The 21,178-nt window shown below is 68.2% G+C and carries 23 protein-coding genes; 14 read left to right on the top strand and 9 right to left on the bottom strand.

Annotation, left to right across the window (positions count from 1 at the left end; all coding sequences use genetic code 11):
- Positions 1-2 precede the first annotated feature (2 nt).
- A complete protein-coding gene (locus G6N34_RS16605; RefSeq protein WP_085148527.1) occupies positions 3-1,484 on the top strand; it encodes a PucR family transcriptional regulator in 1,482 nt (493 codons plus the stop codon).
- Here the strand turns inward: G6N34_RS16605 and G6N34_RS16600 are convergent.
- From G6N34_RS16600 to G6N34_RS16580, 5 genes are all read right to left on the bottom strand, one after another.
- Positions 1,447-2,580, bottom strand: coding sequence for a CaiB/BaiF CoA transferase family protein (locus G6N34_RS16600; RefSeq protein ID WP_085148525.1), 1,134 nt, complete (start codon positions 2,578-2,580; stop codon positions 1,447-1,449). The genes G6N34_RS16605 and G6N34_RS16600 overlap by 38 nt on opposite strands.
- Positions 2,577-4,037: an aldehyde dehydrogenase family protein gene (locus G6N34_RS16595; RefSeq protein WP_085148522.1), complete on the bottom strand. Its 1,461-nt coding sequence runs from the start codon at positions 4,035-4,037 to the stop codon at positions 2,577-2,579. Before G6N34_RS16595 ends, G6N34_RS16600 begins: the two co-directional genes overlap by 4 nt.
- Positions 4,037-5,230: an acyl-CoA dehydrogenase family protein gene (locus tag G6N34_RS16590; protein ID WP_085148519.1), complete on the bottom strand. Its 1,194-nt coding sequence runs from the start codon at positions 5,228-5,230 to the stop codon at positions 4,037-4,039. Before G6N34_RS16590 ends, G6N34_RS16595 begins: the two co-directional genes overlap by 1 nt.
- Before the next feature lie 18 nt (positions 5,231-5,248).
- A complete protein-coding gene (gene gabT, locus G6N34_RS16585; RefSeq protein ID WP_085148516.1) occupies positions 5,249-6,601 on the bottom strand; it encodes a 4-aminobutyrate--2-oxoglutarate transaminase in 1,353 nt (450 codons plus the stop codon).
- Between the two features lie 95 nt (positions 6,602-6,696).
- Positions 6,697-7,263 (bottom strand): TetR/AcrR family transcriptional regulator, encoded by a 567-nt coding sequence (locus G6N34_RS16580; RefSeq protein ID WP_085148513.1) that lies wholly within the window; start codon positions 7,261-7,263, stop codon positions 6,697-6,699.
- Between the two features lie 117 nt (positions 7,264-7,380).
- Between G6N34_RS16580 and G6N34_RS16575 the strand changes: the two genes are divergently transcribed.
- Together G6N34_RS16575 and G6N34_RS16570 are read left to right on the top strand one after the other, a co-directional pair.
- A complete protein-coding gene (locus G6N34_RS16575; protein ID WP_085148510.1) occupies positions 7,381-8,349 on the top strand; it encodes an oxygenase MpaB family protein in 969 nt (322 codons plus the stop codon).
- A 68-nt stretch (positions 8,350-8,417) separates the two neighbouring features.
- A complete protein-coding gene (locus G6N34_RS16570; RefSeq protein ID WP_234812774.1) occupies positions 8,418-8,765 on the top strand; it encodes a DoxX family protein in 348 nt (115 codons plus the stop codon).
- 4 nt (positions 8,766-8,769) lie between these two features.
- On the opposite strand, the gene G6N34_RS16565 is transcribed toward G6N34_RS16570, so the two are convergent.
- Complete coding sequence (locus G6N34_RS16565; protein ID WP_085148504.1) at positions 8,770-9,567, bottom strand: enoyl-CoA hydratase/isomerase family protein; 798 nt, start codon at positions 9,565-9,567, stop codon at positions 8,770-8,772.
- Between the two features lie 135 nt (positions 9,568-9,702).
- Here G6N34_RS16565 and G6N34_RS16560 point away from each other — a divergent pair, with 135 nt between their 5' ends.
- The 8 genes from G6N34_RS16560 (at position 9,703) to G6N34_RS16530 (ending at position 15,556) form a co-directional block, all read left to right on the top strand.
- Positions 9,703-10,308 (top strand): TetR/AcrR family transcriptional regulator, encoded by a 606-nt coding sequence (locus G6N34_RS16560; RefSeq protein ID WP_085148502.1) that lies wholly within the window; start codon positions 9,703-9,705, stop codon positions 10,306-10,308.
- A 125-nt stretch (positions 10,309-10,433) separates the two neighbouring features.
- Positions 10,434-11,147 carry a hypothetical protein gene (locus tag G6N34_RS16555; protein ID WP_085148499.1) on the top strand — a complete coding sequence of 238 codons (714 nt, stop codon included), beginning with the start codon at positions 10,434-10,436 and terminating at the stop codon, positions 11,145-11,147.
- Positions 11,148-11,319: 172 nt separating this feature from the next.
- Positions 11,320-12,849, top strand: coding sequence for a nitric oxide reductase activation protein NorD (locus G6N34_RS16550; RefSeq protein WP_085148496.1), 1,530 nt, complete (start codon positions 11,320-11,322; stop codon positions 12,847-12,849).
- A 16-nt stretch (positions 12,850-12,865) separates the two neighbouring features.
- Positions 12,866-13,672 carry a CbbQ/NirQ/NorQ/GpvN family protein gene (locus G6N34_RS16545; protein ID WP_085148493.1) on the top strand — a complete coding sequence of 269 codons (807 nt, stop codon included), beginning with the start codon at positions 12,866-12,868 and terminating at the stop codon, positions 13,670-13,672.
- A gap of 15 nt (positions 13,673-13,687) precedes the next feature.
- Positions 13,688-13,819: a hypothetical protein gene (locus G6N34_RS28310; protein WP_264016589.1), complete on the top strand. Its 132-nt coding sequence runs from the start codon at positions 13,688-13,690 to the stop codon at positions 13,817-13,819.
- A 77-nt stretch (positions 13,820-13,896) separates the two neighbouring features.
- On the top strand, positions 13,897-14,502 hold the full coding sequence (locus G6N34_RS16540; RefSeq protein ID WP_234812772.1) for a hypothetical protein: 606 nt from the start codon (positions 13,897-13,899) through the stop codon (positions 14,500-14,502).
- A gap of 17 nt (positions 14,503-14,519) precedes the next feature.
- On the top strand, positions 14,520-14,933 hold the full coding sequence (locus tag G6N34_RS16535) for a hypothetical protein (protein ID WP_109788279.1): 414 nt from the start codon (positions 14,520-14,522) through the stop codon (positions 14,931-14,933).
- A gap of 44 nt (positions 14,934-14,977) precedes the next feature.
- Entirely contained in the window at positions 14,978-15,556 is a 579-nt protein-coding gene (locus G6N34_RS16530) for a YdcF family protein (protein ID WP_085148487.1), read from the top strand.
- On the opposite strand, the gene G6N34_RS16525 is transcribed toward G6N34_RS16530, so the two are convergent.
- Together G6N34_RS16525 and G6N34_RS16520 are read right to left on the bottom strand one after the other, a co-directional pair.
- Positions 15,553-15,942, bottom strand: a complete 390-nt coding sequence (locus G6N34_RS16525) for a DUF2237 family protein (protein WP_085148484.1) — start codon at positions 15,940-15,942, stop codon at positions 15,553-15,555. The genes G6N34_RS16530 and G6N34_RS16525 overlap by 4 nt on opposite strands.
- A gap of 18 nt (positions 15,943-15,960) precedes the next feature.
- Positions 15,961-16,515: a TetR/AcrR family transcriptional regulator gene (locus tag G6N34_RS16520; protein WP_085148482.1), complete on the bottom strand. Its 555-nt coding sequence runs from the start codon at positions 16,513-16,515 to the stop codon at positions 15,961-15,963.
- A 166-nt stretch (positions 16,516-16,681) separates the two neighbouring features.
- On the opposite strand from G6N34_RS16520, the gene G6N34_RS16515 reads away from it, so the two are divergent.
- The 3 genes from G6N34_RS16515 (at position 16,682) to G6N34_RS16505 (ending at position 19,816) form a co-directional block, all read left to right on the top strand.
- On the top strand, positions 16,682-17,899 hold the full coding sequence (locus G6N34_RS16515) for a cytochrome P450 (RefSeq protein WP_085148480.1): 1,218 nt from the start codon (positions 16,682-16,684) through the stop codon (positions 17,897-17,899).
- Positions 17,900-17,973: 74 nt separating this feature from the next.
- Entirely contained in the window at positions 17,974-18,807 is an 834-nt protein-coding gene (locus tag G6N34_RS16510) for a glycoside hydrolase family 16 protein (protein ID WP_085148477.1), read from the top strand.
- A 94-nt stretch (positions 18,808-18,901) separates the two neighbouring features.
- Entirely contained in the window at positions 18,902-19,816 is a 915-nt protein-coding gene (locus G6N34_RS16505; protein ID WP_234812725.1) for an alpha/beta fold hydrolase, read from the top strand.
- Here G6N34_RS16505 and G6N34_RS16500 read toward each other — a convergent pair.
- Positions 19,813-21,156 (bottom strand): flavin monoamine oxidase family protein, encoded by a 1,344-nt coding sequence (locus tag G6N34_RS16500; RefSeq protein ID WP_234812724.1) that lies wholly within the window; start codon positions 21,154-21,156, stop codon positions 19,813-19,815. The genes G6N34_RS16505 and G6N34_RS16500 overlap by 4 nt on opposite strands.
- Positions 21,157-21,178: the final 22 nt, after the last annotated feature.

Raw genomic sequence — 21,178 nt, 5'->3', positions numbered from 1 at the left:
GCGTGGCTATCACGGCGCGGGGTCTGGCCGCGGTGGAGCGCCTCGGCCTGACCCTGGCCGCCGGCGCACAGGCCGCCGACCGGGAGATTTCGTGGGCACACGCGATCGAGTTGGCCGACCCCACTCCTCATCTGTCGGGCGCCGAGTTGGTGATGACCACGGGTATCAACATCGGCGCCGACGATGCGGCGCAGTTCGCCTATGTCCAGCGATTGGCGAAGGCGGGAATCGCGGCGTTGGCCGTCGACACGGGCACGACCCTGTCCGAGGTGCCGCCGGGTGTGTTGGCCGCGGGCGACGCGCTCGGCCTGCCCGTGCTCAAGGTGCCGGCCAAGACACCGTTCATCGCGATCACCCGGGTGGTCATCGATGCGCTGCGGGCCGACGAACTGCGTTCGGTGCAGCGCGTGGTCGACCAGCAGGAGGTGCTGGCCCGCGCCACACTGCGGGGCGGCATCCCCGGCGTCGTCGACGCCCTGGCGGACTGCCTGGGGGCGACGGTCGTGGTGGTCGGCACGGATGGCGCGGTGCTGGCGGCCGTCGGCGCCGACCAGGACCGCCTCACCGCGGTGCTGGCCGACACCGACCTGACCCGGCGCCATGCGGCATCCGTCCTGGCCGACGGATCCGCCTACGTGACGGTTCAGGCACTGCGCGCGGCTCGGCCCGTGCGGGGCCATCTCGCGGTGCGCACCGAGTGGCCGATGTCCAATGCGGATCGGCTGCTCGTCGCGCACGCGGTGTCCCTGATCTCCATCGCCGTCGAGAAACCGGCCAGCATGGTCGAGGCCGAGCAGATGTTCCGTGCCGCGGTGGCTCGTGAAATGCTCTGCGGCTCAGGAATTGTGGACGACGGCGTGCTGCGTCACTTCGGGTTCGAGCCCAACTCCGAGGTCGTGGTCGCGGTGTGCGCGGACGTCGGGCCAGTGCTGTCCGCGCAGCATCGAACCTCGGAGGCACTCGGCTCGGGTCCCCATCTGATGGTGCCGATCGGCGATGACGTCGTGCTGGTGCTGCCCGCCGCGCGAAGCCGGCGCCGCATCGAAGGCGTGTTGAGCGCGCTCGGGGCCGATTCAGCCGCCGGAGTGAGTCCGCCCGTGCGGATCGGCGATGCTGCGGTCGGTCTGGAGCAGGCCCGACTCGCGGCCCACAGCGGCGGCGAAGGACTGGTCGAGTTCGGCCAACTCGGGGGATTCGGCGCGCTGCTGGGCGGTCGCAGCACCGCCGAACTCCAGATGCTGGCCGCGCCCCTGCAGGCGCTGGGCGACGACCGGGAACTGATCGCGACGCTCACCGCGTTCCTTCGGTACAACGGTCAGGTCGAGGCTGCGGCCGCCGACCTCGACGTGCACCGGCACACGCTGCGTAATCGGTTGCGCCGCATCATGGCGCTGCTGGGCGACGATCTGGAGTCCGCCGATATGCGCACTCAGCTGTGGCTGGCGGTCAAGGCCGATCGGCTTCTGGGCGAGCGTCGTCGCTGAGTCTCGGCGGGCCGCTGCGATAGGTCACGGGAGTGGCCGACAGGCTGATGGGGTTGGCCACCTGTGGAGTGGGACTGTCCGGCACAGACACCGTCGCCTCGATGCCCAGGCGCTGCGCGAACGCGAATGCCTCCGCCAGATCGTTGATCGGTCCGGCGGGCACTCCGACGGAACTGAAGAGCTCATACCAATGGTCGGCGCCCTCGGTCTTCAACTCGGTTTCCAGCAGCGCGCACAGCTCATCTCGATTGGCCACGCGTGCGGGGTTGGTGACGAATCGCGGATCGTCGGCGAGTTCGGGCCGGCCCAGCGCCCCGGCGAAGGCCCGGAACTGCTTGTCGTTGCCGACCGCCACGGCGATGGGACGGTCCGCGGTGTCGAACGTCTGGTAGGGCGCAATGCTGGGATGACGGTTGCCCATGATGCCCGGCACCGCGCCTGCGCCGAGGTAGCCGGAGGCCTGGTTCACCATCGAGGACAGCAGCACCGCAAGCAGACTGGTGTCGACTCGCTGGCCCTCTCCGGTGCGGTCTCGGTGCGCCAGTGCCGCCAGGATTCCGGACAGGGCGTGCAGGCCGGCCAGCACGTCGACCAGGGCCACACCGGCCTTGGTGGGATCGCCGGGTTCGGTTCCGGTCACGCTCATCAGGCCGCCGACGGCCTGCACCAGCAGGTCGTAGCCGGGCAGCGCCGCACCCTTGTCGCGGCCGAAACCCGTGATGGAGCAGTAGATCAGGTCGGGCTTGAGCTCGCGAAGATCCTCGTAGCCCAGGCCGAGCTTCTCCATGGTCCCCGGGCGAAAGTTCTCCACCACGATGTCGGCGCCCGCGACGAGACGACGAGCCTCGTCGCGGCCCTGCGGATCGGTCAGGTCCAGCACGACCGAGCGCTTGTTGCGGTTGACGGAGTTGAAATATGTTGCGACACCCTGGGAGTCGTACGGGGGACCCCAAGCTCGGGTGTCGTCGCCGGTGCCGGGACGTTCGATTTTGATGATCTCGGCACCGAAGTCACCGAGCATCATCGTCGCGTACGGCCCGGCCAGCACACGGCTGAAATCGACGACGACGACTCCGTCGAGTGCGCGTGCGGTCATGCTCGGGGTGCTCCGCCCCGCAGGTAGACCGTGGTGGTGTGGGTGAAGAACTCGCGTGCTGCGCCACCCTGTTCCTTGGGGCCCAACCCGCTCTTCTTGGCGCCGCCGAAAGGCACGTGGGGGTCCGCGCCGGCCGATTCGGAATTCACGTGCAGGACGCCGACGTCCAGGGTCTCGACGGCCTGCAGCGCCCGGGTCAGATCCTGGGTGAAAACTGCTGCCGACAAACCGAATTCACTGTCCTCGGCCAGCCGGAACGCCTCCTCGGGATCGGCGGCGCGCCGGACCGCGACCACCGGGCCGAACAGTTCCTCGGTCCACACATCGGCGGGCGTGTCACCGATCTCGACGACGGTGGGGGCCACGAAGTATCCCTCGCCGCGCACGCCGTCGGTGTAGGGCGCACCACCGGTGAGCAGGTTCGCACCCTGCCTCGCGGCCGTCTCGATCCCGGCGGTGATGGACTCCCTCGCCGACTCGCTCACCACGGGACCCATCTGCGTGGCATCGTCGGTGGGATCACCGACCACCAGGGCCTGCGCCCGTGCCACCAGTGCGGCCAGGAACTCGTCGGCGATGCCGTCGGTGACCACCAGACGCGATGTCGCGGTGCACTTCTGGCCGGTCGAGCGGAACGCGCCCAACAGCACCTGCTCGAGCGCGAGGTCGAAGTCGGCGTCGTCGAGAACCACGGCGGCGTTCTTGCCGCCCATCTCGGCCTGCGCGGGAACGCCGCGCGATGCCGCGGCGGCGGCGATACGACGGCCCACCCCGGTCGACCCGGTGAAGGTCAGGGCGTCGATCCCGGCATGGCCGACGATCGCGTCACCGAGGGCCGACCCGCCGACGAGCAGGTTGAGCACGCCCGGGGGCAGACCCGCCTCGGTCAACGCCTGCGCCAGGCGCAGCGCCAACAGGGGGACGGTGCTCGCGGGCTTCCACACCACGGCGTTGCCGTACACCAGGGCTGGCGCGATCTTCCAGGCCGGAATCGCGATCGGGAAGTTGAACGGCGTGATGATGCCGACGACGCCGACGGGCCTGCGCGTCACCAGGATCTGCTCACCGGCGCGGGGCGAGGCGTAGATCTCGCCGGTCTGGCGGTCACCCTCGTTGCCGTAGTAGCGCAGGATCTGGGCGGCCCGGCGCACCTCGCCGACACCCTCGGCCCGGGTCTTGCCCTCTTCGGTGGCCAGTTCCAGGCCCCAGGCCTCGGCATTGCGGTCCACCACGTCGGCGGCCGCGAGGAGCACGGCGCCGCGCTGATGCAGTGGCGTGGCGGCCCACGCGGCGAAGGCCTCGGAGGCGGCCTTCACCGCGGCGTCGACGTCGGACACGGTTGCCGCCGCGCCCTCGGCGACGACAACGCTTGGCCGCGTGGGGTTCACGCTGCGCACGGCGTCGCCGCTGCCGTCGAACCACGCGCCACCGACGAGGTGCTGGATGCTCGCGGTCATCAGCGGAATGCCGCCTGTCCGGTGAGCGCCTTGCCGATGGACAGCAGGTGCATCTCGGAGGTGCCCTCGTAGGTCAGCACCGACTCCAGGTTGTTGGCGTGCCGCAGCGGCGAGTACTCCAGCGTGATGCCGCTGCCGCCCAACAGGGTTCGGCATTCGCGGGCGATCGCGATGGCCTCGCGGACGTTGTTGAGCTTGCCCAGGCTGACCTGCTCGGGGCGCACACCCTCGGCGTCCTTGATGCGACCGAGGTGCAGCGCCAGCAGCACGCCCTTGCCCAGTTCGAGCGTCATGTTGGCCAGCTTCTCCTGCGTCAGCTGGTAACTCGACAGCGGCTTGTCGAAGACGTCACGCGACTGCGTGTACGCGATCGTGGTCTCGAGGCTGTCGCGGGCCGCGCCGAGGGCGCCGAAGACGATGCCGAAGCGGGCCTCGTTGAGGCAGGACAGCGGAGCGGACAGTCCCTCGGCGAGCGGAAGCTGAGCCGACGCGGGCAGGCGGACGTTGTCGAGCACCAGTTCGGAGGTCACCGAGGCGCGCAGCGAGAGCTTGCGGTGGATCTCGTTGGCCGTGAATCCCGGTGTGTCGGTGGGCACCAGGAAGCCCCTGATGCCCTCGTCGGTTTGGGCCCACACGGTCGCGACGTCGGCGAGGTTGCCGTTGGTGATCCACATCTTGGTGCCGTTGAGCACCCAGTCGCTGCCGTCGCGCCTTGCGCGGGTGCGCATGCCCGCCGGGTTGGAGCCGAAGTCGGGTTCGGTCAGGCCAAAGCAGCCGATGGCGTCACCGGCGGCCAGGCGCGGCAGCCATTCGCTCTTCTGCTCCTCGGAGCCGTAGCGGTAGATCGAGAACATCGACAGCGAGCCCTGCACCGACACGAAGCTGCGGAACCCGCTGTCGCCGGCCTCGAGTTCCAGGCAGGCCAGGCCGTAGCTCACGGCGCTGGTGCCCGCACAGCCGTAGCCCTGCAGGTGCATGCCCAGCACACCGAGATTGCCGAACTCCTTGGCGAGTTCGCGCGGCAGGGTCGCCGACTCGAACCAGCCCTCGACGTTGGGCCGCAGCCGGGTGTCGACGAACTGTCGCACGGTGCTGGCGATGTCGCGCTCGTCCTGGTCGAGCAGGCGGTCGATTTCGAACAGTTCCAGCGGCGCGTAGGTGGCCTTCTTGGCGGGGGGTGCGGTGAGGGTCATGGCATGGACTCCTGTGGGTTAGAGGGCGGCGAAGCCGTCGCGGATCACCGCGAACGCCTCGGTGAGCAGTTCGTCGGAGATGGTCAGGGGCGGCAGGAAACGCAGCACGTTGCCGAAAGTTCCTGCCGTCAGGGTCAATACGCCGTTGTCGTGGCAGTGCTTGGCCAGCTTGGCCACTGCCTCCTTGTTGGGCTCGCGGGTGCCGGGCTTGACCAACTCGACGGCGATCATCGCGCCGCGGCCGCGGATCTCGCCGATGATGTCGGTGGTTTCGGCGATGCCGCGCAGTTCCCGCACGATGAGATCGCCGATGGCCTTGGCGCGCTCGATGAGGCCACCGTTCTCGATCTCGTCGAACACTCCGAGTGCGGCCGCGCACGCGACCGGGTTGCCGGCGTAGGTGCCGCCGATGCCGCCGGCGTGTGCGACGTCCATGATGTCGGCCCGGCCGGTGACCGCGGCGAGCGGCAGGCCGCCGCCCAATCCCTTTGCGGTGGTGATCAGGTCGGGCACCAGGCCTTCGTGCTCGGATGCGAACCATGCGCCGGTGCGGGCGATGCCGGTCTGCACCTCGTCGGCCACCAGCAGGATTGCGCGCTCGCGGCAGAATTCCGCGACCTTCTGCAGGAAGCCTTCGGCCGGGACGATGAAGCCGCCCTCACCCTGGAGGGGCTCGACCACGACGCAGGCCACCTGGTCGGCGCCGATCTGGGCGTCGATGAGGGTGGCGAACTGACTGAATGCCTCGTCCGCGCAGTTCTCGGGACCCGACGGCCAGCGATACGGGTAGGCCATGGGCGCGCGGTACACCTCGGGCGCGAACGGGCCGAAGCCGTGCTTGTAGGGCTGGTTCTTCGCGGTCATCGTCATGGTCAGCAGCGACCGGCCGTGGAAGGCGTGATCGAACACCACGACCGCGTCGCGGCCGGTGGCGGCGCGCGCGTACTTGACGGCGTTTTCGACGGCCTCGGCGCCGGTGCTGAACAGCGCGGTGCGTTTCTCATGGTCGCCGGGGGTCAGCGCGTTGAGGCGCTCGGCGACTTCGATGTACGGCTCGTAGGGAACGTTGAGGAAGCAGGTGTGCGTGTACTGGGTCAGCTGGTCGGCGGCACGTGCGACGACCGCGGGCGCCGAGTTGCCGACCGTGGTGACCGCGATCCCGCTGCCGAGGTCGATCAACGAGTTGCCGTCCACGTCGACGACGACGCCACCGCCGGCGCTGGCGATGTACACCTCCGCGGCGCTGGCGAGACCCGTGGGCAGCGCGGCCTTGCGGCGTTCAGCGAGTTCGCGAGAGCGGGGGCCGGGGATCTCGGTGATCAGCCGGCGCACCTGCTCGAGGTCGGGGCCGCCGGTCAGTGTCGCTGTCATGGCCTCAGACTAGGTTCGCCGACGCGGCCAGTGCATGGCCCATTCGGACAAAGACACGCCTTCGTCTATCCATTACGGCGAACGCGTCGTGGGTTTCAGGGGCGACCACCCGCGAGCAGTCCCGACGAGGCGAACTTGAGGCCGCTGCGCAGCTCATCGATGTCGATCGGATCGTCGCTCTCGATGTAGCGCATGGTGGTGGCGACGGCCATGTTGAAGAACAGCCAGGCCAGCGCCCGCGGGCTCAGTTCGTGGCGGTACTGATCGCGGTAGTGGCCCATATGCAGCGTGGCCATCGCGAGCAGAGTGGCGTTGAGTCCCGAGATGTTCTCGAACGTGCGCACGTGATCGGGCCGTTCGGCGAGGTAGCGGATCAGCCTGCGGTTGGCGATCGTGACGTCGATCAGGATGTCGATCGACGACTGCATCGCGGTCTCCGGTTCGTCCATCGTGATCTTGCGCAGCATCTCCTCGATCGCGGGCGCCTGCTGCGCGGCCACCTGCTCGATGGCCGCGTTGATGATCTCCTCCTTGTTGGAGAAGTACTGGTAGATCGAACCCTTGCTGATGCCGGCCTTCTCCGCGATCGCGTTGGTGGTGATCTCGTCGGGTCCGGTGGTGTGCATCAGCACCGCCGTGGTGGACACAATTTTTGCGACCATCTCGCGAGAGCGCTCCTGCCTCGGCAACTTCCGGCGGGCTGACCTGGGGTGATCGATGGCCACGGGGACTCCTAATGCGACTTGAATGCGACCTTGAGGTCACATTAGCGTCGGGAGATGACCGCCACCCCGGAACGCACCGCCGCCCCCGAACTCGGGGACCTGTCCGATGCGTACGACGCCGGCCCGCGTGACCTGGTGCCGCTGGACTCCCTGACCGCCGAGCACACCGGGCGGTGGACATTCCTGATCGTCGACGGCGCCGCCTTCATGATGCAGGCCATGCACCCGGTCATCGCCGAGATCACCGGGCGCTACTCGGCGGCCTTCCACGGTGATGCGGGTGGCCGCGCGATCCGTTCGATCGACTCGGTGTTGCGGTGGACCTACGGCGGCACCGAGGCCCTGGCCGAGGGGGACCGGGTCCGGGCCCTGCACAAGCCGATCACGATGAAGAGCGCCGAGACCGGGAAGCAGATCAGTGCGCTCAACCCCGGGGCCTACCAGTGGGTCATCGCGACCGGCTACATCGTCACCGCGCGGGGCGGGCGTCTGCTGATCGGCCGCGACTTCACCGACTCCGAGAAGGACGAACTGCTGCGGGACAATCGCCGACTGGCGAACCTGCTGCATGTGCCGATGCGGGACTACCCGACGACGCGCGCGGAGATGGACGACTACTACGAGGCCATGATCGACCAATTGGAGGGCACGCCCCAGGCGCTGCAGTTGGTCGAGGAGATGATCACCGGCCAGGTGGACCTGCTGTCGTCGGTGCCCAAGGCGCTGCATCCCGTCGCGAAGCGGGGACTGCGCCCCATGCTGCGGTTCAACTACCTGTCGATCGTGGGCCTGCTGGACCCGCGTCTGCGCGCCAAGCTCGGCGTCACCTGGAGCGACGCCGAAGAGCGTCAACTCCATCGCATCTACGCGACGATTCGGGGCGCGTACCGCGTCCTGCCCGACCGGCTCACCTACTTCCCGCTGGCGTACCACGCGCGCAAGCACCATGAATGCCTGCAGAAGATGGCGAAGCGCCAGGAGAAGTCCTTCGCCTACCACCTTCCGGCAGGCACCGGCGAGTGAGTCCGCTGCCTCCAGCGCCGCCGACCACACTCCCGCGCACCATCGCCCGCCTCGCTTTGGCGGGTGCGATGGTGTTCGCCGGGCTGAGTCATCTCTTCTGGGCGCGCGCGGAGTTTCAGGCGCAGGTGCCCGGGTGGGTGCCGATGGACGCCGACGGCGTCGTGATGGCCTCGGGTGGAGTCGAGATCACCCTCGGCGTGGGGCTTGCGCTGCTGACCCGGGACCGCGTGCTGGTGGGCCGCCTGCTGGCGGTGTTCTTCGTGCTGATCTTCCCGGGGAATCTCGCGCAGTTCCTCAACCATACGGACGCCTTCGGCCTCAACAGCGACACCAGTCGTCTGATCCGCCTGTTCTTTCAGCCGGTGCTGATCGCGTGGGCACTGTGGTCGACGGGCATACCCCGGGGCCAGCGCTGAGCCCTCACTGGGCGGAGGGAAATCGGGGGGCACGCTTCTCGCGCAGCGCGGTGTACCCCTCGACGACGTCGGGGCCCAGGAAGGTCAGCATCTCGTAGGCCGCGGACTGCTCGAAAGTCGGTCCGGCGGTGCGCAACCAGTTGTTGAGGCTGCGTTTGGTCAACCGGATGGCCTGCTGGGCTCCGGTGGCCAGGGCGTCGGCGACGCGCAGGGCCTCGTCGAGGACCTGGTCTCGCGGCAGGGCCTTGGCCACCAGGCCGATGCGTTCGGCTTCGGCGCCGGTGATCATCTCGCCGGTGAGCAGGTAGTAGCGGGCCTTGGCCATGCCGATCAGCAGCGGCCAGATGATCGCGGCGTGATCGCCCGCGGCGACACCGAGTTTGACGTGACCGTCGCCGATGCGGGCATCCTCGGCGGCGATCGCGACGTCGGCGAGCAGGGCCGCCACGGTGCCCGCCCCGACGGCCACGCCGTTGATGGCCGAGACGATGGGCTTGTCGCAGTTGATGATGTTGTAGACCAGATCGCTCATCTCGGAGAGCATGTGCGAGACGCGGTCGTAGTCGCCGGCCATGCGCTCGACCATCGCGAGGTCGCCACCGGCCGAGAAGGCCTTGCCCGCACCGGTGATGACCGCGACGCGGGTCTCGGGGTCCGCGGCCACGTCCCGCCAGATCCGGGCCAGTTCGGTGTGCATCTGCTCGTCGGCCGCGTTGTACTTCTCCGGGCGGTCGAGAGTGATCAGCAGGACGCCGTTGTCGCGGCGGGTCAGCGTCAACTGCTCGTAGTCGTCGAAACTCACGGGTGGCTCCTTCGCGTCGGACCCTGCTCACGGTAGGGGATGGCGGCCTCTCTGTGCGGGCGGATCTGCGCTGACCGGAGTCAGCCCGCCGCGTCAGGGGCTAGTGTCGTGGTCGGTTCGAGGCGAAGGAGTGACATGGCGGTGGCGGACGGGCTGTCGGCACGGGAGGCCAAGAGGCTGCAGACCAGGGAGCGGCTGCTCGGCGCTGCCATCGCGGAGTTCAAGCGATCCGGCATGGCCGAGGCCGAGGTCGGCACGATCGTCGCGGCCGCCGGAGTCGCGCACGGCACCTTCTTCTTCCACTTCCCGACCAAAGAGCACGTGTTGTTCGAACTGGAGCGCCGCGAGGAGCAGCGCATCACCAAGCAGTTCGATCAGTTCGTCGCCAAACCACATGACCTGCTCGGCGCACTGCGGGAGGCGGTGCGGGTGGTGCTCGCACTCGAGCGCAGACTGGGCAAGCTCTTGTTCAAAGACTTTCTGGCGCTGCACTTCTCACAGTCCCGGGTGCTGGCCGAAGACGGGCAGGACCACCCGCTGATCGTGTCGGTGGCCCACGAGATCGAGCGGGCCCAACAGCGCGGTGAGGTGGACCCCGAGGTCAACCCGGTCAACAGCGCGGTGTTCTACCTGCTGGGCTTCTACGCGCTGATGATCACCACCAGCGACTGGCCCACCCGCGATGCTCTGCTCGACGACTACGTCGCGCGCACCCTGCGCAGTATCGAGGCCCGCCCTTAGCCCACCGCACGCCCAGTTCGACACCAGGGCTGTGAAATGGCGCGTGCAACGACCCCGGCGTCGAACTCGCACAGCCCATTGCATCGATGACTAAAGTCAGTCACGATGACTCCCGAGTGGGAGGAGTGGACGTGCCGACTTTCGGGGACGGGCGCGACGGCGGGGTGGCCGAGGTGTCACTCGAGGACCACCACGAGCAGTCGCGGCGCGCACAGCGCCAGGCCGACAAGTGGTTGATCTCGGGTTCACTGCTGATCGGTACGGCGGCGCTGGGCATCTTCGGTCTGCCGATCTTCCTGCGCGGGGTCTGGCTGCTGCGCCGCGCCCAGCGTGACGGCCTCTCGGTGCGGCCGATGATGGTCACGCTGCTGGGCTACCTGGTGATCATCGACGCCGCGATCAACACCGTCGGCTGGGCGCTGGACCTCGTCGGCAACCACACGCTGCTGGCCCGAGTTCTGTTGAACGGCTGGGGGAACATGTTCGACGCCGGCTACTTCTGGCACTACAACGAACTGTGGGTCGGCGGCGCGGCCGGGCCGGGGGAGAAGTCCTGGGAGGTGGCCCTGATCCTCACGGTCTTCACGATGCGCATCGCCGCGGGTATCGGTTTCCTGCAGATGAAGCGGTGGGGGCACCAGTGGATGGTCGTGACGTGCTGGATGGGCGTGATCATCTGGGTCGGCTACGTGTTCAACATGACGATGTTCGCCGACGTCCGCTACGCCGGTGTGGTTTTCCCGGTCATCGGGTGGTGGCTCTACGACATCTTCTACATCGCGCCGTTCCTCGCGATCCCGTATCTGCACTCGGTGAACCGCGAGATCTTCACCGATTGATTGACTTAAATCAGTGACTCGACTACAAAAGAGCAGCGCGTCGACGACGGGGAGGATCAGGTCATGGACATGCTCTGGGAACTGCTGCGCTACGTGGGAGCGTGGGGCGGCACCGGGCTGATCATCTGGTTCTGGTACTGGATGTTCTCCAACATCGGCACCTTCTGAAACGATGACCGACGTCGTCACCGGGCATGCCTCCGACCTCGAGCGCGCCTGCGCCCTGACCGCGGTTGCGCTGAGCGGAAACCGCAGGGAGGGTGCGCGATTGGTCACCGGAGACCACCGCGCCTTCGGCCTCAACAGTGCGTTGACGTTCGTGCACGTCCCGTACCCGTTGGCGCGCATGTGGTCCCGGCGGGATGTGACATGCGCCGTGGCGTTGCAGTGTTCGCCGTCGAAGGAGCGCATCGTCGGCTACCGCCTGGGCGAGTTGAGCGGGCGCGAACTGTCGGCGTTGACGCTCGTGGAGGCCGGCGTCGCGATCGGGTGGGCGGCGGCGCACTGGCCGGGCCTGCTCGGCGAGTTCCACCGCCTGCTGCCCGCCGTGGAGATCCTCGAGGCCGACATGGATGCCGAGGAGATGCTGGCGCGGGCGATCGCCTGGGCCGCGGCCGGGCGGCCTGCCCCAACCGATCCGCTGCTGGGGCGGCTTCCGTTGGCCTACACGGAATCCGCGCGACTCACCGACCGGCTGCGCAGGCAGTTCGGCCGGATGCCGTGGACCACGTCGCAGAAGCGGATGCCGCGCCCGTACTCGGTTCCCGTCGGCGGTGACGGGGGAGTGCGCAACCCCAACCTGCCGCCGCCGAGTCGGCCGCAGGACAACGACATGGACTCCACACCCGAGCATCGGCCCGGCATCCCCTATCCGGAATGGAATGCCTGGACCAGACGCTTCCTGCCCGACCACGTCGCGGTGCTCGAACTGGCGCGCGACGCGCACGTCGGTGAATCGCAGACCACGCCGGCGGATCTGCGGAAGTGGTTCGAGGAGCACACACACCGGGCGATGACCAACCGCCTCGAGGACGGCGCGGACCTTGACGTCGACCAGTATGTGCGGCACTACGTCGACCTGCGCACCGGGGAGGCAGGAGAACCTCGAGTGTTCCGCGACCTGCTCCCGGCCTGCCGCGACGTGAGCACCGCACTGCTGCTCGACGGCAGTTCATCACTCGGCGTACACGGCGGGCGGGTGTTCCGGCTGGAGTTGGCGTGCGCGGACGCGCTGTCGCAGGCCATGACCCGAGCCCGCGAGAGGCACGGCATCTTCGTGTTCACCGGCAACACCCGGCACCGAGTGGAAGTGCGCTGTCTCAAGGACTTCGGAGATCTGGGTTTCGTCCCGCCGAGCGGGCTGGGATTGTCCACCGGCGGGTACACGCGCCTCGGCGCCCCCATCCGCCACCTGACCAGCCGACTGCTCGACGAGCCCGCCGAGAGGCGGCTGATCATCGCGATCGGCGACGGCATGATCTCCGACGAGGGGTATGAGGGTCGCTACGCCTGGGCCGACACCGCACACGCCGTGGAGGAGGCCAACGACGCAGGCGTCTCGGTCTACTACGTCGGGGTCGGTCCGGCCCGCGTGGACCCGCTGCCGGAGGTCTTCGGATCGCGCCGGTCACAACGGATTCGGCGGGTCGAGGAACTGCCGCGGGTCCTGGCCCATGTCCACCGCGAACTGGTCAGCGCGTAACCAGAGGGAGGAAGCGATGACGTCCGACACCTACTTCGCGAACGGCGCCGAGGTCAGCCTGTTCGAGCAGGCGTATCAGCGCAACCTCCCGGTGATGCTCACGGGCCCGACGGGGTGCGGGAAGACACGTTTCGTCGAGCACATGGGCTCACTGCTGGGGCGGCCTGTGGTGACCATCAGCTGCCACGACGACCTCACGAGCTCGGATCTGGTCGGGCGCTTCATGGTGACCGGCGGCGACGTCATCTGGACCGACGGACCGCTGACCCGGGCCGTCAAGTCCGGTGCGATCTGCTACCTCGACGAGGTGGTGGAGGCCCGCCATGACTCGCTGGCCATCCTGCACTCGCTGACCGATCACCGGCGCGCGCTGTACCTGGATCGCGCCGACGAAGTCGTCCACGCACCAACCGAATTCATGCTGGTGTGCTCGTACAACCCGGCCTACCGCAGCTCGCTGAAGGAACTCAAGCCGTCGTTTCGGCAGCGGTTCGTCACACTGCCGATGACCTACCTGCCGGCCGACCGCGAGGCGCAGGTGGTGGTCTCGGAGTCGGGCGTCGACACGGCCACGGCCCAGCGTCTGGTGCAGTGCGCGACCGCGATCCGCACGGCCGACCGGGCCTTCCACTTCGAGCCACCGTCGACGCGCGTCCTCGTCACGGCTGCGCAGCTCATCAGCGCGGGCGCAACCGAATTGGAGGCAGCGGACGCCTGCATCCTGGCTCCGCTGAGCGGCGACGGGGCCATCACGGACGGCCTTCGCGAGGTCGCCGCCGCAAGCCTGCTCGGAGCCGACGCCGCAGGTGCACAGCCACATTAGGGAGGAGTTCGGGACATGGTCGACCAGAAGGAGCGCAAGCGCAAGAGGGCGCTCATCGTCTTCCAGATCGTCATCTACGGCTATCTGCTGACGATGTTCCTCATCCAGCTGTACATGTCGTTCACCAGGGGTTGGTGGGACCTGTGAGTGTCCCAGTGCAGGCCGGCAGCCTCGAGGATCACCACGACGAGTCGAGACTCGCGCAGCGCAGGGCCGACAAGTGGATGATCACCGGGGCCGCGCTCATGGGGATGTGGGCGCCGGGTCTGATCGGGTTTCCCATCTTCATGCGCGGCGTCTGGCTGCAGCGGCAGGCGCTGAAGTCCGGGCTGTCGGTGCGGCCCATGATCGTCACGCTGATCGGCTATCTGGTGCTGATCGACGGCATGCTCAACAGCCTCGGCTGGGCACTGGACCTGGTGGCCAACCACACCCTGATCAATCGCGTGCTGATGATCGGGTGGGGCAACATGTTCGACGCCGGCTACTTCTGGCACTACAACGAACTCTGGGTCGGCGGATCGGCGGCCCCGGGGGAGAAGTCCTACGTCGTGGGGCTGATCTTCACGGTGTTCGCGATGCGCGTCGCGGCGGCGATCGGTTTCCTGCAGATGAAGCGGTGGGGCCATCAGTGGATGGTCGTGACGTGCTGGATGGGCGTGGTCATCTGGGTCGCCTACATCACCAACATGACGATGTTCGCCGACATCCGCTACGCCGGTGTGGTTTTCCCGGTCATCGGGTGGTGGCTCTACGACATCTTCTACATCACGCCGTTCCTCGCGATCCCGTATCTGCACACGGTCAACCGCGAGATCTTCACCGACTGAGTGGCAAGGAGAACACTGTGAGCACGCCGTCAGGAATCGAGGAGCAGGACGCGGCCGCCGACCTGCCGCCCGGCACCACGCCCTACTACGCGCGCATGCACAAGTGGATCAAGCGGGCCGTGCTGGTCTGCCTGGTCGCGCTGGTGATCGAAGGCGCCTTCACGCTGCCGTTCATGGCGGTCTACTACGGCTACCCGACGTTGAGCCTGACCGAGGTCTGCAGTGAGCTGCTCAAGGTGCGGTACTCCGACGACACGTTGGAGTGCAAGTACCCCTATCCGCCCCTCGGGCCGCCCGAGGGCGCTGAGGGTAAGGACACCGCGCAGGACGAGTGGGGCATTCAGCCCGTTCCGAAGTACCACCGCCTCGGATTCCGCGAGCTCGTCCGCATCCACGAGGAGCGTGAGGCGCGTCAGGCCGCGGGCGGGTGAGTCCCGTCGGTAACAATTGACACTTCCGCAACGACTACACCGGCATGCGCAGTCGATGGAAGGGTGCGGTCGCCGCAATGGCGCTCGCGATGGCGGCAACTCTCGGCCAGATCGCCCCGGCGCCCGCGGTCGCGGCGCCCACGCCCGCGGCCAAGGACTTCACCAAGCCGGCCATCGTGATCCTGGGCTACGGATTGAATGCTGACGGCACGATGCAGACCATCCTGCGTCGCCGTGTGCTCACCGGCCTGGCGGTCGCGCAGTTCTTCCCGCAGTCGCCCATCATCGTCACCGGCGGCAATCCGCGCAACGGCATCACAGAGGCCGAACAGATGCGCAGAATGCTCACCTCCCTTGGGTTTCCGAGTCGACGGATCATCGTCGAACCCAAGGCCAACAGCACCGTTCAGAACGCGAGATTCTCCGTGCCGTTGGCCAAGAACGCGGGTGCCACCGGCATCATCCTGGTGACCTCGTCGACCCACCAGGGCCGGGCCGACAGCAACTTCGTCGACGCGGGCGGCAATCTGCTCGCCACGGTCAGCTACCCGGACGGCAACCCGATGGTCAACATCGTGCAGTTCGCCCGTGACGCCGTCAGCCCCTTCACCAACTTCGGCTAGCCCAGCGAGCCCGCATCGTCGGGCACGTCCACCGCGTGCTCACGCAGCACCTCCAACGGCACGACGTCCAGGGTGCGCTCGTGCGTGCAGGCCAAGACCACCGGTGCGGCGCGGCCGTCCTCATGCGCGCGCAGCCAGTTGGCCGCGGTCACGCACCAACGGTCACCCGGGACTAGGCCGGGGAAGCGGTAGGCCGGCATGGGTGTGGACAGGTCGTTGCCGATCTCGCGCTGGTGCGCCAGGAACTCGGCGGTGACCACCGCGCAGATGGTGTGCAGGCCGACGTCCTCGGGACCACTCGAACAGCAGCCGTCCCGGTAGAACCCTGTCATCGGGTCGGTTCCGCACTCTTGCAGTGGGCCGCCCAGCACGTTGCGGTCAGGCATTCATCGAGTATCGCAGTCTCAGCGCCTCAGGCTGGGATCGAACGCCGAGCCCAGCAGGCGTTCCACCACGGCGCGCTCCTGCGCCGGATCTTTGACCGGCCAGAACCACAACGCCATGAACACGCGAATGAGCATCTGGGCGTCCACCGAGTCGGGCGAGTCCTGGCCGAGCATCTCGGCGGCCAGTGCGGTGACGATCGGCGACGTGGTCAACCAGTCGCTTCCAGGCGGCAACGTCCGCATGATGCGCCGAATGGGGTCGGACCGCATGCGCTGTAGCGCAACGACGGTGGCCGCCACCGCCCGCTCTGTTCCGGTCAGGCCCTCGATCGCCGTGCGCACCTCCTCAACCACCAGCAGCGCCTGACGGGCGACGACGGCCTCTCTGATCGCGGTCTTGCCGCCGGTGTGCCGATAGATGGTCGCCGGTGAACAGTGCACCGCGGCCGCCAACGCGTCGATGGTGAAGGCGTCGTAGCCCTCGCGGGCGATGAGGTCCGCCGCACCGGCGTAGATCCGCTCCGCGGCCGCGTCCGCGCGATCCCCACCGACCAGCCAGTCGTTGCGTGACATTGAGGCAGTGTCTCTCATGATGAGAGAAATCAGCACGAAAATCTCACACTGCCCCGCAGGTGGGGGATCTGCGCTGAGAAGGACTTCTCGTCCCGGGCAATGCCGCGCGTCGCGACTTCGCCGCAGGTCATTGACCTCACCGCAGTGCCGGCAGCAGCCTCAGTGCATGCCGGTTCTCGATGACTCGATGGCCCTGTTCGGTCCCGCAGGCGTGCGGGACCCCTATCCGGTCTACGACCGGATGCGCGCCGAGGCTCCCGTGCACCGCGTCGGCGACTCCGAGTTCTTCACCGTGTGTTCCTGGGACGCCGTGCAGGACGCCGTGCGCCGCGTCGACGACTTCTCGTCCAACCTCACCGCGGTGATGGTGTTCGGCGAGCACGGTGAGGTGACCCCGTTCCCCACCGGCGAGCTCGATGGACCGATCCACGCCATCGCCACGGCCGACGACCCGTTGCACGCCGTGCACCGGCGGATCCTGGTGCCGCACCTGTCAGCCCGACGGATTCAGATCATCAGTGAGTACGCCCAGCAGACCACGAGGCGGCTGCTTTCAGAGAGCCTGTCCGACAACCGGATCGACTGGATGGACACCATCGCCAACCGGGTGCCGATGATGGTCGTCACCCGGCTCCTGGGCCTGCCCGAGGACGACGCCGATCGGCTGGTCGACCTGGGCTACCGCGCCGCGAGCCTGCTCGACGGCGTTGGGACCGCCGAGCACATGGAGAGCGCAGGCATGGCCGCCATGGAGCTGTCCGGGTACGTGCTCGAGCACTTCCACGCCGCCACACAGGCGCCCGGTGAGGGACTGATCAGCGACCTGGCGTCGCGGTGCGTCCTCGGTGAGGTCGAGGAGATCGCCGCGCTGGCCATGATGATCACGCTGTTCAGCGCTGCGGGAGAGTCGACGGCGTCCCTGCTGGGCAGCGCGGCCTGGATTCTGGTGTCGCGTCCCGACATTCAGCGGGCGGTGCGCGAGGACCCCGCACTCGTCGGGCCGTTCATCGAGGAGGCCCTGCGGTACGAGGCGCCGTTCCGTGGGCACTACCGCCACGTCCGGCGTGACACCGAACTGGCCGGGGTTGCGCTGCCCGCGCACTCGCGGCTGCTGCTGTTGTGGGGGGCGGCCAACCGGGATCCTCGCCAGTTCGACGCGCCGAACGAGTTTCGGCTCGACCGCCCGTCGGCGAAGGGGCACCTGACCTTCGGCAAGGGCGCGCACTTCTGCGTCGGGGCCGCGCTCGCACGCCTGGAGGCCAAGATCGTGCTCGGCGAGCTGTTGGCCAGCACCGGCTGGATCGAGGCCGATGACGTGGGGGAATGGGTGCCCAGTGTCCTCGTCCGGCGCCTCGAGCGACTGCGTCTGACGGTGCAGGACTGAGCCCGCGGCGCGCGGTCCGCGGCAGTACCGGGCGATTTTGGCAGTCTGTACCTTAAGGTCTCGCTGTGCCTCAGATGGATCGTCGGAGCTTGATGATGATGGCGGGTCTCGGCGTGGCCGCCGCCGCTCTTCCCCTACCCAATGCGTTGGCCGAGCCTCCGCAGCCGGATGCCCCGGCACCTGGCCCGCAGGGGCAGGCGCAGGCCGGGATGCTGTTCGCCGACGATTTCGACGGTCCGGCGGGGTCGAGCATCGACTACTCGAAGTGGCGCGTGATGCCGGCCCGCGAGCGGATCAAGAACCCGGTGTTCTGGGATCGTCCCGAGAACATGGGCGAATACCGCGACAGCCGCGAGAACCTGTTCCTGGACGGCAAGGGCAACCTCGTCATCCGCGCCACCAAGGAGGGGGACAAGTACTTCGGCGCCAAGATCGTCGGCACCCAGCCGGTGGGCATCGGAAGCACGTGGGAAGCCCGGATCAAGCTCGAGTGCCTGACCGCGGGCTGCTGGCCGGCGTGGTGGATTCTCAACGACAACCCGGTCGATGGCGGCGAGATCGACCTCATGGAGTGGTACGGCAACGGTGAGTGGCCGTCGGGAACCACGGTGCACTCCAAGCTCGACGGCACGTCGCACGTCACCCAGCCGATGGCCGTCGACGGCAACTGGCACACCTGGCGTGCCACCTGGGACCAGAACGGCATCTACTTCTGGAAGGACTACGCGCCCGGTATGGAGCCGTTCTTCCGTGTGCCCGCCTTCTCGATGGATCCGTGGCCGTTCAACAACCCCGGCTACACCTTCGTCCCGGTTCTCAACGTCGCGGTCGCCGGCTCGGGCGGCGGCGACCCAGCCGGGGGCTCCTATCCTGCGCAAATGATCGTCGATTACGTGCGGGTGTTTTAGCCGCGCACTTAATCCAGGTAGGTGCATCGGCTCGGCCATCACAGGGGTTATGCTCGGCAAGTACGGCAAAGAAGCCGTCGTCGAGGAGGGTCCCTTGAGTACACGCACCGCCACCGAGCTTCCGCCCAGTCGACCGGTTATCGTTCGAGGTTCCGACGGCACCCGACTGCACACCGAGGTCTTCGGCCCCGAGGACGGCTATCCGGTCGTGCTGGCACACGGAATCACCTGCGCGATTCGGGTCTGGCGCGAGCAGATCAAAGACCTGGCCCAGGATCACCGAGTCATCGCGTTCGACCACCGCGGGCACGGACGCAGCGGCGTCCCGCCCCGTGGTCACTACAGCCTCAACCACCTGGCCGGCGATCTCGACGCCGTCCTGGAGGCCACGCTGGCGCCTGGCGAGCGTGCTGTGATCGCGGGCCACTCGATGGGCGGCATCGCGATCGAGGCGTGGTCCGAGCGGTACCGGCACAAGGTGGCCGATCGTGCCGACGCCGTGGCCCTGATCAACACCACCACGGGTGAGCTCGTCCGGCAGGTCAAGTTCCTGGCGTTGTCTCCGCGCCTGGCCAACCCGCGCGCTGTGGTGGCGACTCAGGTGATCCGCAATTTTGGCGGGATCCCGGCGCTGGGCGCGGTGAAGCGCCCGGGGCGCGGCGTCGTCGCGCGGCTCGCGGTCGGTCGGGATGCGGATCCGGCGATCACCGACTTCGTCTACGAACTGTTCGCCACCACACCTCCCGCGGGTCGCGGGGGCTGCGCACGGATGCTGATGGACTCCGTCGAGAAGCGGCACATCCCGCTCGACGGGTTGACGGTGCCCGCCCTGGTCATCGGCAGCACGCATGACCGCCTGCTGCCGATCGCCGCGCAGCGCCGCATCGCCGAGGAAGTGCCCCACCTGGTCGACTTCGTCGAACTGCCGGGCGGGCACTGCGGCATCCTGGAGCACCCCGAGACGGTCAACGGCCGACTGCGGTCGCTGGTGGACTCGGTGCGGGCCTAACCCGTCAGCGCGATTTCGACCTCGTCGGCCGCACGCAGTCCCGAACGGACCGCGCCGTCGAGGAAGCCGGTCCACGCGTCGGCGGTTTCGGTGCCCGCCCAGAACAGTGCGCCCACCGGTTCATGCAGCGCCCGACCCACAGTGGTCCACGAGCCGGGCGGCACGGCCGCGGTGGGGCCTCCTGGTGAAAAAGGCTCTGTGCCCCAACTGAAGTCGAGATAGTCGATGGGCTGCAGCGCGGCGTCGCCGAACAGGGCGGCGAACCCGCGCAGGGCGTGCTCTCGGCGCTGCCCGGGTGTCTGCGTGTCGAACTCGCGGGGATCGACGAACCCCAGCAGGATGCCGGGCCCGTCTTTGCGGGGACTGACGTCGAACGTGATGAACACCGGACCGGTGTCCGACAGTGCCTCACCCGAGCACCCGTCGGCGCGCCAGAACGGCGTCTCATACGCCGCGTAGGCCTTGCTGAGTCTGCCCTGCGGCCAGCGCGACGGCAGTTCGGCGTGCCCGTCCGGTAGTGCGGGGCTGAACTCGATGGCCGCGCGGTGCTGTGGAGGCACCGCGACCACGACAGCCCGCGCGCTCACCGATCCCGCCGCGGAATGCACCGTCGCGCCGTCATCGGTGTGCTCGACACCGTGAACCGCGGCGCCCAGCACCACGGCATCCCCGAGTTCCTCGGCCATCCGCAGCGCGATCGACTGGGTGCCTGCCGCGAACCGGTCCTGCTGCGCGCCATCGGTCACGTCGAGCATGCGGTCCAGTCCGCCCGCGGCCGCGACATAGCGCGCGGCGTGCAGCATCGAGACCTCGGAGGGTTCCGCCCCCCAGGTGACCCGCGACATGATCGCCATCAGGTCCAGCGTCGTCGAGGATGCGCGCTTCTTCGTGAGCCAATCCTGCAGCGACATCGAGTCGAGTTCGTGCGCATGCAGGGCCGCGCCCGGCCTGTCCACGGGGACTCCGCGGGCCACGCGGGTGAACTGCCAGCGCACGCGCGCGATGTTGAGCAGTCCTCCCATCGACAGCGCGGGGACGGTTCCCGAGTACGCCCGGACACTGCCGCGCCAGTTGATCAGGTTCTTCCCCTCGCAGAACGTCGGCGTGGTGGGGCAGCCGAGTTCGGCCGCGAGCGCCAGCACCGCGTCCTGGGTGGGCCCCACGAAGGTGGCACCGAGGTCGACGGGCAGGCCCGCCACCGCACCGGTGTAGGACCGGCCGCCGACCCGGTCGCGTCCCTCGAGCACCAGGACTTGAAGGCCCCGCCGATTGAGTTCCCGCGCAGCGGTCAACCCCGCGAATCCGGCACCGATCACCACGACATCTGTCTGAGCACGCACGGGGTCCAGTCAAGCGCATTAG

Source organism: Mycolicibacterium confluentis, assembly GCF_010729895.1.
GTDB classification, from domain to species: Bacteria; Actinomycetota; Actinomycetes; order Mycobacteriales; family Mycobacteriaceae; genus Mycobacterium; species Mycobacterium confluentis.
The sequence above is the reverse complement of the archived record's forward strand: the minus strand, read 5'-3'. Positions and strand labels throughout refer to the sequence as shown.

Bases quoted from the DNA above. Each gene is read 5' to 3' on its own strand.
- G6N34_RS16520 (WP_085148482.1), bottom strand. From the start codon at position 16,515: ATGTCACGCAACGACTGGCTGGTCGGTGGGGATCGCGCGGACGCGGCC.
- G6N34_RS16545 (WP_085148493.1), top strand. From the start codon at position 12,866: ATGACGTCCGACACCTACTTCGCGAACGGCGCCGAGGTCAGCCTGTTC.
- G6N34_RS28310 (WP_264016589.1), top strand. From the start codon at position 13,688: ATGGTCGACCAGAAGGAGCGCAAGCGCAAGAGGGCGCTCATCGTCTTC.
- G6N34_RS16560 (WP_085148502.1), top strand. From the start codon at position 9,703: ATGGCGGTGGCGGACGGGCTGTCGGCACGGGAGGCCAAGAGGCTGCAG.
- G6N34_RS16595 (WP_085148522.1), bottom strand. From the start codon at position 4,037: ATGACCGCGAGCATCCAGCACCTCGTCGGTGGCGCGTGGTTCGACGGC.
- G6N34_RS16570 (WP_234812774.1), top strand. From the start codon at position 8,418: ATGGTGTTCGCCGGGCTGAGTCATCTCTTCTGGGCGCGCGCGGAGTTT.
- G6N34_RS16550 (WP_085148496.1), top strand. From the start codon at position 11,320: ATGACCGACGTCGTCACCGGGCATGCCTCCGACCTCGAGCGCGCCTGC.
- G6N34_RS16580 (WP_085148513.1), bottom strand. From the start codon at position 7,263: ATGGTCGCAAAAATTGTGTCCACCACGGCGGTGCTGATGCACACCACC.
- G6N34_RS16525 (WP_085148484.1), bottom strand. From the start codon at position 15,942: ATGCCTGACCGCAACGTGCTGGGCGGCCCACTGCAAGAGTGCGGAACC.
- G6N34_RS16515 (WP_085148480.1), top strand. From the start codon at position 16,682: ATGCCGGTTCTCGATGACTCGATGGCCCTGTTCGGTCCCGCAGGCGTG.
- G6N34_RS16590 (WP_085148519.1), bottom strand. From the start codon at position 5,230: ATGACCCTCACCGCACCCCCCGCCAAGAAGGCCACCTACGCGCCGCTG.
- gabT (WP_085148516.1), bottom strand. From the start codon at position 6,601: ATGACAGCGACACTGACCGGCGGCCCCGACCTCGAGCAGGTGCGCCGG.
- G6N34_RS16530 (WP_085148487.1), top strand. From the start codon at position 14,978: ATGCGCAGTCGATGGAAGGGTGCGGTCGCCGCAATGGCGCTCGCGATG.
- G6N34_RS16575 (WP_085148510.1), top strand. From the start codon at position 7,381: ATGACCGCCACCCCGGAACGCACCGCCGCCCCCGAACTCGGGGACCTG.
- G6N34_RS16510 (WP_085148477.1), top strand. From the start codon at position 17,974: ATGGATCGTCGGAGCTTGATGATGATGGCGGGTCTCGGCGTGGCCGCC.
- G6N34_RS16600 (WP_085148525.1), bottom strand. From the start codon at position 2,580: ATGACCGCACGCGCACTCGACGGAGTCGTCGTCGTCGATTTCAGCCGT.
- G6N34_RS16540 (WP_234812772.1), top strand. From the start codon at position 13,897: ATGATCACCGGGGCCGCGCTCATGGGGATGTGGGCGCCGGGTCTGATC.